At 42.9% G+C, this 14,137-nt stretch carries 15 protein-coding genes; 8 read left to right on the top strand and 7 right to left on the bottom strand.

The window, feature by feature from the left end; genetic code table 11:
• Positions 1-4 precede the first annotated feature (4 nt).
• Both ACOGW3_RS02505 and ACOGW3_RS02510 read left to right on the top strand, forming a co-directional pair.
• The gene (locus ACOGW3_RS02505) at positions 5-1,492 is read left to right on the top strand and encodes an MATE family efflux transporter (protein WP_419901514.1); all 1,488 of its coding nucleotides are present in this window, start codon (positions 5-7) and stop codon (positions 1,490-1,492) included.
• Between the two features lie 42 nt (positions 1,493-1,534).
• Positions 1,535-2,122 carry a GNAT family N-acetyltransferase gene (locus ACOGW3_RS02510; protein WP_419901515.1) on the top strand — a complete coding sequence of 196 codons (588 nt, stop codon included), beginning with the start codon at positions 1,535-1,537 and terminating at the stop codon, positions 2,120-2,122.
• A gap of 86 nt (positions 2,123-2,208) precedes the next feature.
• Here the strand turns inward: ACOGW3_RS02510 and tnpA are convergent, their stop codons facing one another.
• The 6 genes from tnpA to ACOGW3_RS02540 all read right to left on the bottom strand — a co-directional run bounded on the left by tnpA (position 2,209) and on the right by ACOGW3_RS02540 (position 8,148).
• Positions 2,209-2,643, bottom strand: a complete 435-nt coding sequence (gene tnpA, locus ACOGW3_RS02515; RefSeq protein WP_419901154.1) for an IS200/IS605 family transposase — start codon at positions 2,641-2,643, stop codon at positions 2,209-2,211.
• Positions 2,644-2,795: 152 nt separating this feature from the next.
• A complete protein-coding gene (locus ACOGW3_RS02520; RefSeq protein WP_419901516.1) occupies positions 2,796-3,722 on the bottom strand; it encodes a hypothetical protein in 927 nt (308 codons plus the stop codon).
• Positions 3,723-3,924: 202 nt separating this feature from the next.
• The gene (locus tag ACOGW3_RS02525; RefSeq protein ID WP_419901517.1) at positions 3,925-4,698 is read right to left on the bottom strand and encodes an amino acid ABC transporter ATP-binding protein; all 774 of its coding nucleotides are present in this window, start codon (positions 4,696-4,698) and stop codon (positions 3,925-3,927) included.
• Between the two features lie 13 nt (positions 4,699-4,711).
• Positions 4,712-5,821, bottom strand: a complete 1,110-nt coding sequence (locus tag ACOGW3_RS02530) for an amino acid ABC transporter permease (protein WP_419901518.1) — start codon at positions 5,819-5,821, stop codon at positions 4,712-4,714.
• A gap of 9 nt (positions 5,822-5,830) precedes the next feature.
• Positions 5,831-7,027: an amino acid ABC transporter permease gene (locus ACOGW3_RS02535; protein WP_419901519.1), complete on the bottom strand. Its 1,197-nt coding sequence runs from the start codon at positions 7,025-7,027 to the stop codon at positions 5,831-5,833.
• Positions 7,028-7,137: 110 nt separating this feature from the next.
• Complete coding sequence (locus ACOGW3_RS02540; protein WP_419901520.1) at positions 7,138-8,148, bottom strand: amino acid ABC transporter substrate-binding protein; 1,011 nt, start codon at positions 8,146-8,148, stop codon at positions 7,138-7,140.
• Positions 8,149-8,681: 533 nt separating this feature from the next.
• On the opposite strand from ACOGW3_RS02540, the gene metC reads away from it, so the two are divergent.
• The 5 genes from metC (at position 8,682) to ACOGW3_RS02565 (ending at position 12,077) form a co-directional block, all read left to right on the top strand.
• Positions 8,682-9,866 carry a cystathionine beta-lyase gene (gene metC, locus ACOGW3_RS02545; RefSeq protein ID WP_419901521.1) on the top strand — a complete coding sequence of 395 codons (1,185 nt, stop codon included), beginning with the start codon at positions 8,682-8,684 and terminating at the stop codon, positions 9,864-9,866.
• An 11-nt stretch (positions 9,867-9,877) separates the two neighbouring features.
• Positions 9,878-10,285 carry a phosphoribosyl-AMP cyclohydrolase gene (gene hisI / locus ACOGW3_RS02550; protein ID WP_419901522.1) on the top strand — a complete coding sequence of 136 codons (408 nt, stop codon included), beginning with the start codon at positions 9,878-9,880 and terminating at the stop codon, positions 10,283-10,285.
• Between the two features lie 207 nt (positions 10,286-10,492).
• A complete protein-coding gene (locus tag ACOGW3_RS02555; RefSeq protein WP_419901523.1) occupies positions 10,493-11,278 on the top strand; it encodes a response regulator in 786 nt (261 codons plus the stop codon).
• 92 nt (positions 11,279-11,370) lie between these two features.
• Positions 11,371-11,691, top strand: coding sequence for a peptidylprolyl isomerase (locus ACOGW3_RS02560; RefSeq protein ID WP_419901524.1), 321 nt, complete (start codon positions 11,371-11,373; stop codon positions 11,689-11,691).
• Positions 11,692-11,771: 80 nt separating this feature from the next.
• Positions 11,772-12,077, top strand: coding sequence for a PilZ domain-containing protein (locus ACOGW3_RS02565; RefSeq protein WP_419901525.1), 306 nt, complete (start codon positions 11,772-11,774; stop codon positions 12,075-12,077).
• A 56-nt stretch (positions 12,078-12,133) separates the two neighbouring features.
• Here ACOGW3_RS02565 and ACOGW3_RS02570 read toward each other — a convergent pair whose 3' ends face one another.
• Positions 12,134-12,862 carry a protein phosphatase CheZ gene (locus ACOGW3_RS02570; protein WP_419901526.1) on the bottom strand — a complete coding sequence of 243 codons (729 nt, stop codon included), beginning with the start codon at positions 12,860-12,862 and terminating at the stop codon, positions 12,134-12,136.
• A gap of 264 nt (positions 12,863-13,126) precedes the next feature.
• Here ACOGW3_RS02570 and ACOGW3_RS02575 point away from each other — a divergent pair, with 264 nt between their 5' ends.
• Positions 13,127-14,128, top strand: coding sequence for a BMP family lipoprotein (locus tag ACOGW3_RS02575; RefSeq protein ID WP_419901527.1), 1,002 nt, complete (start codon positions 13,127-13,129; stop codon positions 14,126-14,128).
• Positions 14,129-14,137 lie beyond the last annotated feature (9 nt).

Raw genomic sequence — 14,137 nt, forward strand, 5'->3', positions numbered from 1 at the left:
AATAATGAGCAGAACAACGACCCCGGATGTGAAATTAAGTGGAGCTGCGAGCTCAAACAATATCAACGCCCGCTTTATATCCGGAAGTATTTTAAAGCACGTCATTTATATGACGGCTGCAACTTCTGTTGGGTTGATGTCGATATTTTTTGTTGAGTTGGTTGATATGTATTTTATCAGCCTTCTTGGGGAAGAAGTACTTGCTGCGGCAATCGGCTTTTCCGGCGCAATTACTTTCTTTGTTTTTTCGATAAGTATTGGTCTGTCGATTGGCCTCGCTGCTGTCGTGGCACGAACAATTGGTGCTGGGAATGGTGAACAAGCCAAAAGCGTTATTTTTAACGGCCTGTTGATTTCCTTCCTACTCATGACATTGATTGCCATTCCAGTCTTCATTTATGCACGAGAACTCTTAAGCCTGGTTGGTGCAGAGGGAAAAACCCTGGAATATGCCCTCAAATATATGCATATCGCGATCCCCTCTCTCCCCGTAATATCCATTGGTATGTCAATGGGTGCCGTACTACGGGCGATTGGCGCAGCGAAGGAGTCGATGATTTCGACCGTTATCGCCGGCATCGTTAATGTAATTCTCGATCCAATCTTTATCTTTGTTTTAGATCTACACATAGAGGGTGCCGCTTATGCAACCCTAGTTGCACGACTGACCATGGCTCTCGTCGCAACCGTTATACTAGCTCGCCAAATGGGGATCAGCGTATTCAAACCCCACGGGGGTTTGACACGTGACATTACTTCCATCTCTAAAATTGCGATCCCTGCTGCATTAACAAGTCTTGCAACTCCCTTTGCAAACTCCTATGTCACCCTTTCAGTTGCTGAATATGGTGCAGATGCGGTCGCTGGTCTCGCGATTATCAGCCGCATCACACCTTTTGCTTTTGCAGCTGTTTTTGCTCTATCTGCCGCTTTAGGGCCGATTGTGGGACAAAACATCGGCGCAGGACTTAATTTAAGGGTCCGTGAAGCCCTTACCAGCTCGCTATTTGTCATCATAGCAGTAGTCTCTGCGACCTCGCTCATTATGACGCTGACATCAGACCTCATCGCTTATCTGTTTAATACAACCGGGCAAAGTTCCGAGTTATTGATCTTTTTCTGTGTTTTCACATCCTGGAGCTTTATTTTTACCGGTGCGCAATTTATCGCCAATGCTGCCTTCAACAACATGAATAGAGCAACTTGGTCAACTTTTGCAAACTGGAGTAAGGCGACACTCGGGACAATTCCGTTCATCTGGATTGGTGGGAATATAGCTGGAGCAAAAGGCATTATGGCAGGCCAAGCCGTGGGATCTATTATCTTTGGTGTCATTACGATCGCTGTTGCCTATTATATTGTAGATCGCCCGGCAAATAAGGTTGGCCCAAGATATTTTGGTGCTATGCTTCCAGCTGTTCTATCTCAATTTGGATGGCAAAGGTTTCTCGAAGAACGCTGGAGCGTGGATCATAAGAACGGGAAAGATTAATCAACGTAGAAGCAGAAGTTCTCAGGGGTGGAGCATATAAAAATGGTCAATAAAGATGATAATGGTTCAAATTTTACGGGCGAAAAACTTGAGGTAACAATAACCTCTCTGGAAATGTTTGAGCGCCCGTCAAACCTGATGCTTAACTCCCCCCATGGACATAAAACCTCCCTTATAAGAGCTTATGATCCTACTGTTTCATTTTACCGCTATCTCTACAACACTGTTGGCGCACCTTGGTTGTGGTGGGAACGCCGCACGATGTCAGACGAAGATTTAGCCAAGGTAATTAAAAATCAGGATGTAGAGGTTTACGTGCTCTACTTTGATGGGGTGCCTGCTGGATATGCCGAACTAGATCGCAGAGAACACCCCGTTATTGATCTCGCTTATCTTGGTTTAATCCCCGAATTTGTTGGATGTAAATTGGGTCCATACCTACTTTCATCTATGATCGATATAGCCTGGAGTTACGAACCCAAACGTCTCACCGTTAATACCTGTACCCTAGATCACCCTAAAGCGTTGGGTGTTTATCAAAAGTGCGGTTTTAGCGTTTATGACCAAAGCTCAAAATTGATTGATGATCCCCGGTTAAATTCAGTCTCCTCATTTAAGACCGAAGGCTAGAAGCTAAAGTTAAATGACCCCCGGCAAAGCCGGGGGCTTAAGCGGGTGAGCCCCTTAAAGGGGCAAATTGGGAACCGCTAAAGCGGTTATGGATTGAATATATCCATTTGGTCAAAGTACTTATCACGCTCTTCTTGCGTTCTGATATACTCCCTCACCATCTGTTCATCGAGCCCTACAGTTGAGACGAAATATCCACGGGCCCAAAAATTTTCACCCTTGAAATTCCGTGCTTTATTTTTGAATTTTCGAGCTATGGCAATCGCGCTTTTTCCTTTTAGGTATCCAACGACTTTTGAAACAGCATGTTTGGGCGGTATGCTGATACACATGTGAATGTGATCCGGCATCAAATGGCCCTCCTCAATCTTACTTTCGCGATGCCCGGCCAGTTCATGGAAAATTTCACCAAGATACTGACGTAGGTTGCCATAGATAACTTTTTGCCTGCGTTTAGGGATGAAAACCACGTGGTATTTACAATCCCATCTCGTATGTGCAAGGCTTTTGTAATCTCTCATCGGCTAATTCCTTTGTTATTTTGGTCAATAAACAAAGAAATGTAAGACCGTGGGAACGGTCAAACCATTGAGAGTCCCCCGGCATAGCCGGGGGTTTACCGGATTAAATTACCTTATTTATAAGTCTCACGATGTGAGTATGGCGTAATTACCTAATCACCAATTAGCTGCTCGATGGGATCACGCGGAATGGGGAATGCGCTATTCTCCCCAAAATGTCGTTGATAGATTTCCTTATAGTTACCGTGTGTTTTGATTACCCGATAAGCCCACTGTCTATCTAACCCGAGCGACAAACCAAGATCACCCTTTAAGCCAAGTAATTTTTGTACCGCTTCGTTTGTTGTTGTCGAGGCGATGATATCGATATTTTTAGAGCTGATATTCCCGATTTCAGCCTCAAGCAAAACATGCCCAAAAGAACTGGTGATATTTACCCACTCCTTGTCACTTGTTGATACCAGAATTCCTAATGAATCTTTTGTAGAAGATTCCCTAAGAATATGAGCCTGGGGAAATTTTGATAAAATCTTCTGCTTAAATTGTCGTAGATTAACCCGGGGTAAAGCGATGGCCTTACAGTTGTGCTTTAAAGTCATTTCTAATAACTGTTCAGGAGTTTCATAGCTGATAACACTAAAGCTAATCTGCTGTTTTTGTCCGAGAACAGCTAACCCACTTTTATTTACTTTGTTATTAAGTGTGCATATGCGGTTACCGCTTAGTCTAATAAAATTTTTCTCCCCATTTGGTTTTAAAACTCTTACTCCATTGATTAATAAAGGGGCTGACAGAATTGATTTTTGACTTTTATCAAAACGGTCCCTCCCAGCCAACATAACGAGATCAACCTTACCATTATTGATGTAATCGTGTTTTTTCCCGTTGGGGATTGGGATTATTTTAAGCGCTTTACGATCCTGAAAAAGGGCTACCGTCAAAGCTTGGCAATACTCTCTAGCCGCACTCTCAAGTGGATTTTTAAAGCCTAAGAACGGCTCGATTTTTTCAATGCCACAACGTAGATATCCTCGATCTTCAATCGTATCACGGATGGGGCCAGCAACGGCGTCCCCCATGCTAATCCAGAGAAAAATCAACGATAGGCATAATTGAGCCATTCGACCAAAATTGAACAAATTGAACACCCTAAGTTATTTTAAAAGTCCCAAATTACATTATCCACTCATTCAATAATTTGTATAGATTACTGTTAAGTTTACACAAAAAAAGCGGCTGCAAAATGCAACCGCTTTTTCAATAGAACGTATGCCGTAAAAACTAGTGGGCCAGGATTTGGCTCAAGAATTTTTGAGTTCGTTCGGATTGAGGATTATTGAAGAACTCTTCGGGTTCATTTTCTTCAATAATTTCTCCCCCATCCATAAAGATCACTCTATCGGCAACTTTACGCGCGAAGCCCATTTCGTGGGTAACACACAGCATTGTCATACCGGTTTGAGCAAGCTCAATCATTGTGTCGAGAACTTCCGCAATCATCTCTGGATCAAGAGCCGAAGTCGGCTCATCAAACAGCATGATACGTGGGTTCATACAAAGTGAACGGGCAATCGCAACACGTTGTTGCTGGCCACCAGAAAGCTGACCTGGGAATTTGCCTGCCTGATCTGGAATTTTAACGCGTTCCAGATAATGCATCGCAATTTCTTCTGCTTCTTTCTTCGGCATCTTGCGAACCCAAATCGGTGCAAGAGTACAGTTTTCAAGAACAGTCAGGTGCGGGAAGAGGTTAAAGTGCTGAAAGCACATACCAACTTCACGGCGGATCGCATCAATATGCTTGAGGTTACCTGTGAGCTCGATGTTATCAACGATGATATCACCTTGCTGGTGTTCCTCTAGACGGTTGATACAACGAATCAACGTAGATTTACCTGAGCCAGAAGGACCACAGATAACGATACGTTCACCGCGTTGAACCGTCAGATTGATATCTTTAAGTACATGAAACTGGCCATACCATTTGTGAACACCGTTCAACTGGATAGCCACCTCATCAGTTTTTTTCGAGGTATTGGCATTTGCATTACTCATAATACCAGGCTCCTTATCTTTTATGACCAGTGTGGAGTTTATTCTCAAGCCAGAGGCTGTAACGCGACATCGAGAAACAGGAAATGAAGAACAATAACGCGATAAACACGTAAGTCTCCGGCGCAAGTCCACGCCACTTAACATCGGCAACTGCCACCTGCCCAATTCCGATAAGATCGAAGAGGCCGATGATGGATACAAGTGTTGTATCTTTGTACAAACCGATAAAAGTATTCACGATTCCAGGAATAACGATACGAAGTGCCTGAGGGAGAATAATCAGACGCATGGACTGCCAGTAACTGAGACCCATCGCATCTGCACCCTCGAACTGACCTTTCGGGATGGCTTGAAGACCACCACGAATAACCTCGGCCATATAAGCAGAGGAGAACAGTGCAACACCGATCAGGGCACGAAGCAGTTTATCGAAGTTCACGCCTTCCGGCAGGAACAACGGCAACATATTCGAAGCCATAAACAAAATGGTGATCAACGGTACGCCACGTACAAACTCGATAAAACAAACACAAAGCGTTCTAACGATTGGCATATTTGATCGACGTCCAAGCGCCAATACGATACCGATCGGGAAAGAAGCAACGATCCCAGTAACACCGAGAACAAGAGTAAGTAACAGACCGCCCCAGTTTGAACTGTCTACAGTTTCCATACCCAAACCACCGCTTAAAAGGAAAAAAGCAATGAACGGGAAAAGTGTTGAAAACAGTAGGAACTTCCCACGATGTGGAATTTTGTCAAACAGTACTGGTACTATTGCAATTAGCATTAGTACGAAAGTTAGGTTCGGTCGCCAATACTCAGATTTTGGATATAGGCCGTACATAAACTGGTGGAAACGATCACCAATAACAAGCCAACAAGCGCCACCCAATGTACAATCAGCTTTGGTTTCACCAACGAATGTTGCACCCGTCAGTGTCCAAAAAATAACTGTCGACAGTACATTGTAAAGGAAATAAAGAGCAAGGATTGTCAAAATTGTATTCCCAATAGAGGAAAACAATCTCTTCTTAAACCATGCAATCAGTCCTGCCTCTCCCAAAGGAGCCGGCAGATCCGGATGCTCGCCAGGAGCATATTGTTGTTCAGCTAAACTCATCTGCTCCTCCTATCTTTCTACCAAGCGTACGCGGTTATTATACCAGTTCATAACCATTGAAATCACCAAACTAATTGTAAGGTAGACCAACATGGTAATGAAGATAACCTCAATAGCCTGCCCAGTTTGATTAAGCGTAACCCCACCAAAAGACTGCACAATATCGGGATACCCGATGGCAACAGCCAGTGAAGAGTTTTTGGTTAAGTTCAAATACTGACTGGTCATTGGAGGAATAATCACGCGCAGAGCCTGAGGAAGAATAACCAAGTTCATCGTCCGGGCTGGGCGCAAACCCAATGCTTCCGCTGCTTCAGTTTGACCGTGCGATACAGATTGAATACCTGCACGAACTGTTTCTGCAATAAAAGCTGCAGTATAGAGACTTAACGCAAACCAAAGCGCGGTAAATTCAGGCTTGATGGAAACACCACCTTTGTAGTTGAATCCTTTTAATTCTGCGTATGCAAAATCAAGCGGGAACCCTGTCACCACAAATGCGAGGAGAGGTAAACCAACAATCATCGCCATATTTATGAGAAATACCGGATAGGTTTTACCAGTAGAATCCTGCGTTTTATGAGCCCATTTCGCAAAGATAAAGCTGGCAACTAAGCCAACGACAAGAGCGATAGGAACCAACATAAAACCATCACCAGGTAAAGGTTCTGGAAGGATGAGGCCACGTTTGTTTAGAATAAATGTCTCATTGAAAAAAGTCATACTCTGCTTAACAGCAGGCAATCCGAGGAAGATTGCGTACCACAGAAGAATTTGCAGTAACAAAGGAACGTTACGCGTCATCTCGACATAACAATAAACAATTCTACTTATCAACCAGTTGGGTGACAGGCGAAGAACACCTAGAAATACACCGAGTACGGTTGCTGCAACTATTCCCAAGAAGGAAACCAGAAGCGTATTGAATAGACCGACAAGGAATACACGACCATGCGTGTGTTGTGCGGTATATTCCATAAATGGGGAAATGGCGATGTCGTATCCAGCGGGGGCACTTAAAAAATCAAAACCGGTTTGAATACCACGTTTTTCAATGTTGTGCGCTGTGTTGAAGACGATGAATACGAGGAATGCGCCTAACAGGCCAATTACGAGTGCCTGGAAGAAAAGCGATCTAAACCGCTGATCCGAAAAGAGCGAGGCTCCACCCGACCCACGGGCATTTTGTGCAGTTTCAGCCGACATACTGCCTCCTAATGCTTATTTTTATTAAAATTAAAGCCTGATCATCCAAGGTAGGGGCAACCAAAAAGGGTACCCCTACACAAAGACGAATCAGGCTTTAATGTCTCGACTTAGCGCATTGGAGGAGCGTAAAGCAGACCACCATCTTTCCACTGAGCGTTGATACCGCGCTCAATGTTCAGAGTATCAGTAAGATTTCTTTTGAAAGACTCACCGTAGTTACCAACGTTTTTAATTACGTTGTATGCCCACTTAGTGTCCAGACCAAGCTGCTCGCCCATGTTACCTTCAACACCAAGAAGACGAAGAACTTCTGGGTTTGTAGAAGATGTCATTTCATCGATGTTTGCAGAAGTAACACCTAGCTCTTCAGCAATAATCATAGCGTTTAGAGTCCAGCGAGCGATATCGCCCCACTGTTGGTCACCGTGACGTACGAGTGGACCGAGTGGCTCTTTAGAAATGATTTCTGGAAGAACAACTTGCTCAGCTGGTGCTGCAAGTGTTGAACGAAGAGAATACAAACCAGAAGCATCAGTTGTGTAAACGTCACAACGACCTTCATCATATACTTTCGCGCCTTCTTCAGCTGTAGCTACTGGAACTGTTTCATATTTCATGCCTTGTGCACGGAAATAATCAGCAAGGTTCAACTCAGTTGTTGTACCAGTTTGAACGCAAACGGAAGCTCCGTCTAGTTCAGTTGCACTGGAAACACCGAGACTTTTGTTCACGAGGAAACCTTGACCATCGTAGTAGTTAACACCAACGAATTCAAAGCCGAGGTTAACATCACGAGAGAATGTCCAAGTAGTGTTACGAGCAAGCATATCGATTTCACCAGACTGAAGAACGGTGAAACGCTCTTTAGAAGTCGTTGGTGTAATCTTTACTTTCATAGGATCGCCGAAAACAGCTGCTGCAACTGCGCGGCATACTTCTACGTCAAGACCTTCCCATTTGTTGTCTGCGTTTGGAGCAGCAAAACCAGGTAGTGGTGTAGCAACACCACACTGTAGCTCACCGCGTGCTTTGACATCGTCAAGAGTACCAGCTTGTGCTGTAGCGGTCATAGCTGTGGCTGCTGCTGCTGCCACAAAAAGGACTTTTCCGAATTTCATTTTTTGTGTCTTCCCTGCTGTTTAACACGTTTATTGTTTGTTTAAAGACGTCGCAAACAGGACATCCCGATTATTTTTCATCGGCATACATTTTGTTCACCAACGCAATAAACATGTACTACCAGTAACCTATCGAAGCGGATCGGAAAACAGCATTTTTTACTTTGTTAGGTGACAATTTTTATTGAAATTATTTTACATCAATAAAATCAATATGTTGTAAGGAATGTCATAGTTAAAACTTTATTATTTTTTCACGAAAGAATTGTAAATACAGATTCAAAGTTTGGTTAATTTTTTAAATTCCCTTGAAATTTGTCCTCTCTGCGCCATCGAAAAACTGTTTTCAGAATCCTATTTTCTTAAAATTTCAGGCCGATCTAGTTCGATAACGGACTGATACTGAAGCCGATTCTTTAAAGTTTTCGACAGAGATTTATACCTGATTAGTCGACTATCACTTGCATTAGTGAAATTCTAAGAGGATGCTGCCCTACCATTTCCCTATCAGATACAAATTAATAGAGAACTTCATGTCCAAGAAAAACTTTTCGCAAGAAACAAAAATTACTTACCTTGGTAGAAACCCTTCTGATAATCATGGCGTCGTAAATCCGCCTGTCTATCATGCTTCGACCATTCTATTTAATTCTGTCGAGGAAATGGAAGCACGTGCTGCTGTTAAATTTGAAAAAGGTACCATCAATTATGGGCGACAAGGTACTCCTACAGTTTTCTCACTTGAAAATGCAATTGCAGAACTCGAAGGCGGATACGGAGCATTTTGTGTTTCTTCCGGCCTAGGCGCCATTACAACAGCAATTCTCAGTTTAGTAGAATCTGGTGACCACATTTTGGTAACGGATTCCGTTTATGCACCAACAAGAATGTTCTGTAATGACGTACTAAAACGCATGGGCGTGGAAACAACCTATTACGATCCATTAATTGGCAAAGATATAGATACCCTTATAAAGCCGAATACACGGCTTGTATTTACAGAAGCACCGGGATCCCACTCTTTCGAAATGCAGGACATACCAGCGATATCGAAAGCTGCTCACAGTAAGGGGGCTCTGGTAATTATGGACAACACCTGGGCAACACCTCTCTTTTGTAAGTCTTTTGAACTGGGTGTCGATATTTCAGTCCACGCAGGCACGAAGTATGTTGTCGGTCATTCCGATGCCATGCTTGGTCTCATTATTACGACGGAAGAATGTTATCAGAAGGTGAAACAAACCACCTTCCACCTGGGACAATGTTCTGGTCCAGATGATGTCTATCTCGCTCAGCGCGGTTTAAGAACAATGGCCGTGCGGTTAAAGCAACACCAAGAAAGTGGCATCAAAGTCGCGAAATGGCTGCAAAGCCGTTCAGAAGTATCTCGTGTGCTCCACCCTGCCCTACCTGAGGATCCAGGCCATGAAATATGGAAGCGTGATATGACAGGAGCGACCGGGTTGTTTAGCTTTATACTGAACCCAACCTCAAAATCTGCTATCAATGCGATGGTTAACGATCTTGACCTCTATGGTATAGGGTATAGTTGGGGCGGATACGAAAGCCTTATCCTTCCAAGTGATCCAAGCTCTATTAGAACAGCGACCAAATGGAATGCTGAAGGCCCGCTTTTAAGGTTACATATTGGCCTTGAAGATCCAGATGATCTCATTCGAGACCTTGAAGCAGGCTTTGAAAGAATGTCTGCGAATTAAAGATTGATGCAATGACCAAAGATTCTATGACGAATATTATTTCCGCTATTAAATTTGATAGCCAAGGCCTCGTTCCTGCCATAGCCCAAGACAGCGAAAGAGGCGATGTCGTAATGATGGCTTGGATGAACGAAGCCTCAATCAGAGAAACAATAAACAGCGGCCGCGTATGTTATTGGTCCAGATCACGACAAAGCTTGTGGAAAAAAGGCGAAACATCGGGACAGCATCAAGAACTTGTTGATTTTTTGATCGATTGTGACGGGGACACAGTATTATTGTTCGTAAAACAGCACGGAGTTGCCTGCCATACTGGGCGTCGAAGCTGCTTCTATCGATCGGTGCAACCAGATGGAAGATTAAAAGAGATTATGGATATAGAAAAAGATCCCACAGAACTGTATTCATCAAATAAGTAATCAAGTACATTGATTAAAGCTGCCTAGTATAAAAAACTAGGCAGCTTTTTTTTATGCCTTTTAATATGACTCCTGGCATAATCAAAAAATATGTGGTGCGTTCACCAATAAATCGAAATTAAACAGCATACTATATATAAATTTTAGCAGAGCATTAACTCATTACCTTTATCTTTTGCTGGTAATATGAATTAAGGCGGTAGGTTAATGAATAAAAATTCAGGTTCTGTGATTAGTGAAGAAGAAGCAGATAAAATTGCTGAAGGTGAGATGCACGACGAAGCAAGAGATGTTGCATCGAACCTTGAACTGACATTACAACAAGTACGCACAGGTGATTTAGATGGAAAGACTGCGGCTGAACGTTTAGCCCAAGATTCTTCCAACCTTAGATTTAAAGCAAAATCAGTTAATATCCCTGGATTAGCCGCTATAACTCACCGACTAGACGAATACCTTGGTGGGGTTACTGACCTTGAAGATCAAAATATAAAAGATCTTCAAACATATAGTGATAAAATTTCTGCACTTCTCGACGGCGAGGCAATGCCTACGGAGACAATTGCCGAAGTAGTGCGGTCCATGCCGCATAAAATTACCTTTAATGTAGAAGATATCGAAATCACCAACACCGAAGTTCTTTTGGTCATCCCCCAAAGAACAGCTGGGAAAGTTGTCGCAAGAGAACTCGAAGCCTGTGGGTACAGGGTTACATCCCTAACAGAACCTCTCGAAGCCATTACAATGATACTCGAGACAAAACCCGATTTGATTATCACATCCATGGTTATGCCAAGACTGGGCGGAGCTGATCTGGCTTGTGCCTTAAAGGCAATGCCTTCTACCAAAAAAACCCACGTTGCCGTTTTAACAAGTCTTGATCCAGATGACCCGGCAATGCAGGCTCTACCGATGAGCGTTGGTGTTATTCGACGGGGAAAAACCTTTGGCGATGACCTCGCTGACGTTCTTCAAAAATTTAATATCACATAATTATCAACTCACCATTGATCAATTTAAACCGCACGTTATTGTTAAGTATCAATACCCGCAATAATGTGCGGTTTTTAAATGGAGAATAAGTTATGTCAGATCAGGTACGCGCGTCACACATCCTTCTAATGTACGAAGGTTCAATGCGTTCCACAGCAACTCGTAGCAAAGATGCTGCAGAAGCTTTGATGAAAGATATTAAAGAACAAATCGCTGGCGGCGCATCATTTGCTGATCTTGCAAAAGAGCACTCTGACTGCCCCTCAGGCAACGATGGTGGAGATCTAGGACATTTTGGCAAAGGAATGATGGTTCCTGAATTTGAAGAATCAGCCTTTTCTATGGAACCAGGTGAAACGAGTGATCTTGTTGAAACATCATTTGGTTATCACCTTATCCAACGCACTGAGTAAGCGAAAATAAGCGAGTTCATATTAAACAACTTCTCTTGACGCGTATAATAAGGTTTGAGAGTTGTATAAGGAGGATCTAATTGCAGGATAGTTCGAAAGAGCGTCGCAGATTTCCACGTTATAATTGCGAATTGAAAGCACTTATAAATCTTGGAGAAAGTTGGGAAACTACTGAGTGCCTGAATATTTCAGGTGGGGGAATTTGTTTTTCTACGCGATTAAGGCCTGCACTAGACAATACCATTAAAATACACATCGATAACTTTGGCCGATTTGAAGGTATCGTCTTAAGACACATGAAGGATGGTTTTGCGGTTCAATTGAATGCATCAGAATTTATAATGCAGCAATTGGCAGAACAGCTTTCTTGTGAACTCGTTGATTAAGAAAATAAAAAAAGCGGGGAATCTCTTCCCCGCTTTTTTTTTAGGATGCGAACAGCTTAATCAAAAAGCGCATCAATATCATCTTGGGTAATACCCTCGTTCTCAGCAGCTGGACCGTTCATCAATTGGTCATCGCCTTCTCGACCATCTTCTTCCCCAACTGGTAAATCAACAAAGGCTTCAACTCCCCATATATTAATCATCGAGACAATTCGATCTTCAATAAACCGAAGCGTATTGATAATTTTGGTCATTCTTTGCCCAGTGATATCCTGGAAATTTGAAGCTTCCAATATCGTAATGACATTATTCGCAATTTTATCACAGGCCGTTTGAACATCTGTGTCATCGTGTAACAAGCCAGATAATTCATTCACCGTCGCCTCGATTTGTTCATTGGCATCAAGAATACTGTTAGTGGCAGTTTCAGTTGCCATTACGATAGCGTCGAGTTCATTCGTTGACTGAGCAAATGGATCATCAACATCATCCGGATGCTTAATCTGTGCAATTTCTTTTTTCGTCTTGCCGATCATTCGTACCATTTGGGCTATCTCGATACGAACATCTTCAGCGTCGTTGAAATTTCTCTCTTCCTGGCTTAACTCCGAGGAAGGCTGTCGTTGCATTGCATTAGACTGTTTAAGAGCTGTGATTTCAGATCTGAGCTCATTAATAGATTCAAATAACTGCATATTAGATATAGTCGCAGTTGGCGCTAATCCTTGACGTAACCGGACCCCCCGTTCTGCAGAAAATTCTTTTTTTGGCTCGATCTTACTCATTATTGGCTCCCAGATGACCCCCATATTAGTGGATAAGCATAGCTCCCAATACTTAATGTTTTATTGAATATGTTATTATTTTTACGAGAAAATTAGTTATTTTTTTGACCGATTGAACAATTTTTTCACCTCAAGCTTTAACGATTGGTTGAACATGTTAGGGTTTTGCCTCACCATAGACGACCGATTCCGAGTTATATTGGAGGTCGGCAAAAAAAAATCGAATACTATTTAATAACCAATAGACAGGGATTGGGCACTCAAATGAAGAAGCTGTTCCAGACTGCCGCTGCATCAATTATTGCATTAACGGCTGCAGCCGCTCACGCCGACGAAATTAAACCAGCTGTTGTTTTCGACATGGGTGGTAAGTTTGATAAATCCTTTAACGAAGGTGTTTATAACGGCGTCGAAAAATTCTCGAAAGAGACCGGAATTAAATACCGTGAATTCGAAGTTACAAACCCATCTCAACGCGAACAAGCCATCCGAAAAATGGCTCAACGTGGTGCAGATCCGATCGTCGGCGTTGGTTTTGCTCAGGGTCCAGCGATTGAAAAAGTTGCAAAAGATTTTCCGAACATTCGCTTCACAATCATCGATTCTGTTGTCGACCTCCCAAATGTTCAGTCCGTCGTATTTAAAGAACATGAAGGCTCATTCCTTGTTGGTGTTCTTGCGGCAATGGCATCTGAAAACCATAAAGTTGGCTTTATCGGTGGTATGGATATTCCACTTATCCGTAAATTCGCATGCGGATATGCCCAGGGTGCAAAATTTGCCAACGCAAATGCTGAAGTATACAGCAACATGACAGGGACTACGCCTTCTGCCTGGAACGATCCAAGTAAAGGGTCTGAATTAGCAAAAAGCCAATTCGATAAAGGCGCTGATGTTATCTTTGCTGCAGCTGGCGGTACAGGCATTGGTGTTTATCAGGCTGCTAAAGATTCAGGTAAATTGGCAATTGGTGTTGATTCAAACCAAAATCATATTCAACCAGGAACGATGCTGACATCAATGACCAAAGGTGTTGACGTTGCCGCTTACAATGCCTTCAAAACTGCCATGGCTGGTACTTGGAAGCCAGGTATCCATGCTCTTGGTCTCGCTGAAAACGGTGTTGATTGGGCCCTAGACGATAACAACAAAGCTCTTATTACTGATGCCATGAAAGCAAAAGTAAAAGCCGCACGTGAAGCTATCGTTTCAGGAGCAATTTCTGTTCATGACTTTACGTCAGACAATTCCTGTCCAGCCCTTTAATTTTTTGGG

Source organism: Kiloniella sp. (assembly GCF_965205715.1).
In the GTDB taxonomy this organism is placed as follows: domain Bacteria; phylum Pseudomonadota; class Alphaproteobacteria; order Kiloniellales; family Kiloniellaceae; genus Kiloniella.

Bases quoted from the DNA above. Each gene is read 5' to 3' on its own strand.
- ACOGW3_RS02505 (WP_419901514.1), top strand. From the start codon at position 5: ATGAGCAGAACAACGACCCCGGATGTGAAATTAAGTGGAGCTGCGAGC.
- ACOGW3_RS02510 (WP_419901515.1), top strand. From the start codon at position 1,535: ATGGTCAATAAAGATGATAATGGTTCAAATTTTACGGGCGAAAAACTT.
- tnpA (WP_419901154.1), bottom strand. From the start codon at position 2,643: ATGAGAGATTACAAAAGCCTTGCACATACGAGATGGGATTGTAAATAC.
- ACOGW3_RS02520 (WP_419901516.1), bottom strand. From the start codon at position 3,722: ATGGGGGACGCCGTTGCTGGCCCCATCCGTGATACGATTGAAGATCGA.
- ACOGW3_RS02525 (WP_419901517.1), bottom strand. From the start codon at position 4,698: ATGAGTAATGCAAATGCCAATACCTCGAAAAAAACTGATGAGGTGGCT.
- ACOGW3_RS02530 (WP_419901518.1), bottom strand. From the start codon at position 5,821: ATGAGTTTAGCTGAACAACAATATGCTCCTGGCGAGCATCCGGATCTG.
- ACOGW3_RS02535 (WP_419901519.1), bottom strand. From the start codon at position 7,027: ATGTCGGCTGAAACTGCACAAAATGCCCGTGGGTCGGGTGGAGCCTCG.
- ACOGW3_RS02540 (WP_419901520.1), bottom strand. From the start codon at position 8,148: ATGAAATTCGGAAAAGTCCTTTTTGTGGCAGCAGCAGCAGCCACAGCT.
- metC (WP_419901521.1), top strand. From the start codon at position 8,682: ATGTCCAAGAAAAACTTTTCGCAAGAAACAAAAATTACTTACCTTGGT.
- hisI (WP_419901522.1), top strand. From the start codon at position 9,878: ATGACCAAAGATTCTATGACGAATATTATTTCCGCTATTAAATTTGAT.
- ACOGW3_RS02555 (WP_419901523.1), top strand. From the start codon at position 10,493: ATGAATAAAAATTCAGGTTCTGTGATTAGTGAAGAAGAAGCAGATAAA.
- ACOGW3_RS02560 (WP_419901524.1), top strand. From the start codon at position 11,371: ATGTCAGATCAGGTACGCGCGTCACACATCCTTCTAATGTACGAAGGT.
- ACOGW3_RS02570 (WP_419901526.1), bottom strand. From the start codon at position 12,862: ATGAGTAAGATCGAGCCAAAAAAAGAATTTTCTGCAGAACGGGGGGTC.
- ACOGW3_RS02575 (WP_419901527.1), top strand. From the start codon at position 13,127: ATGAAGAAGCTGTTCCAGACTGCCGCTGCATCAATTATTGCATTAACG.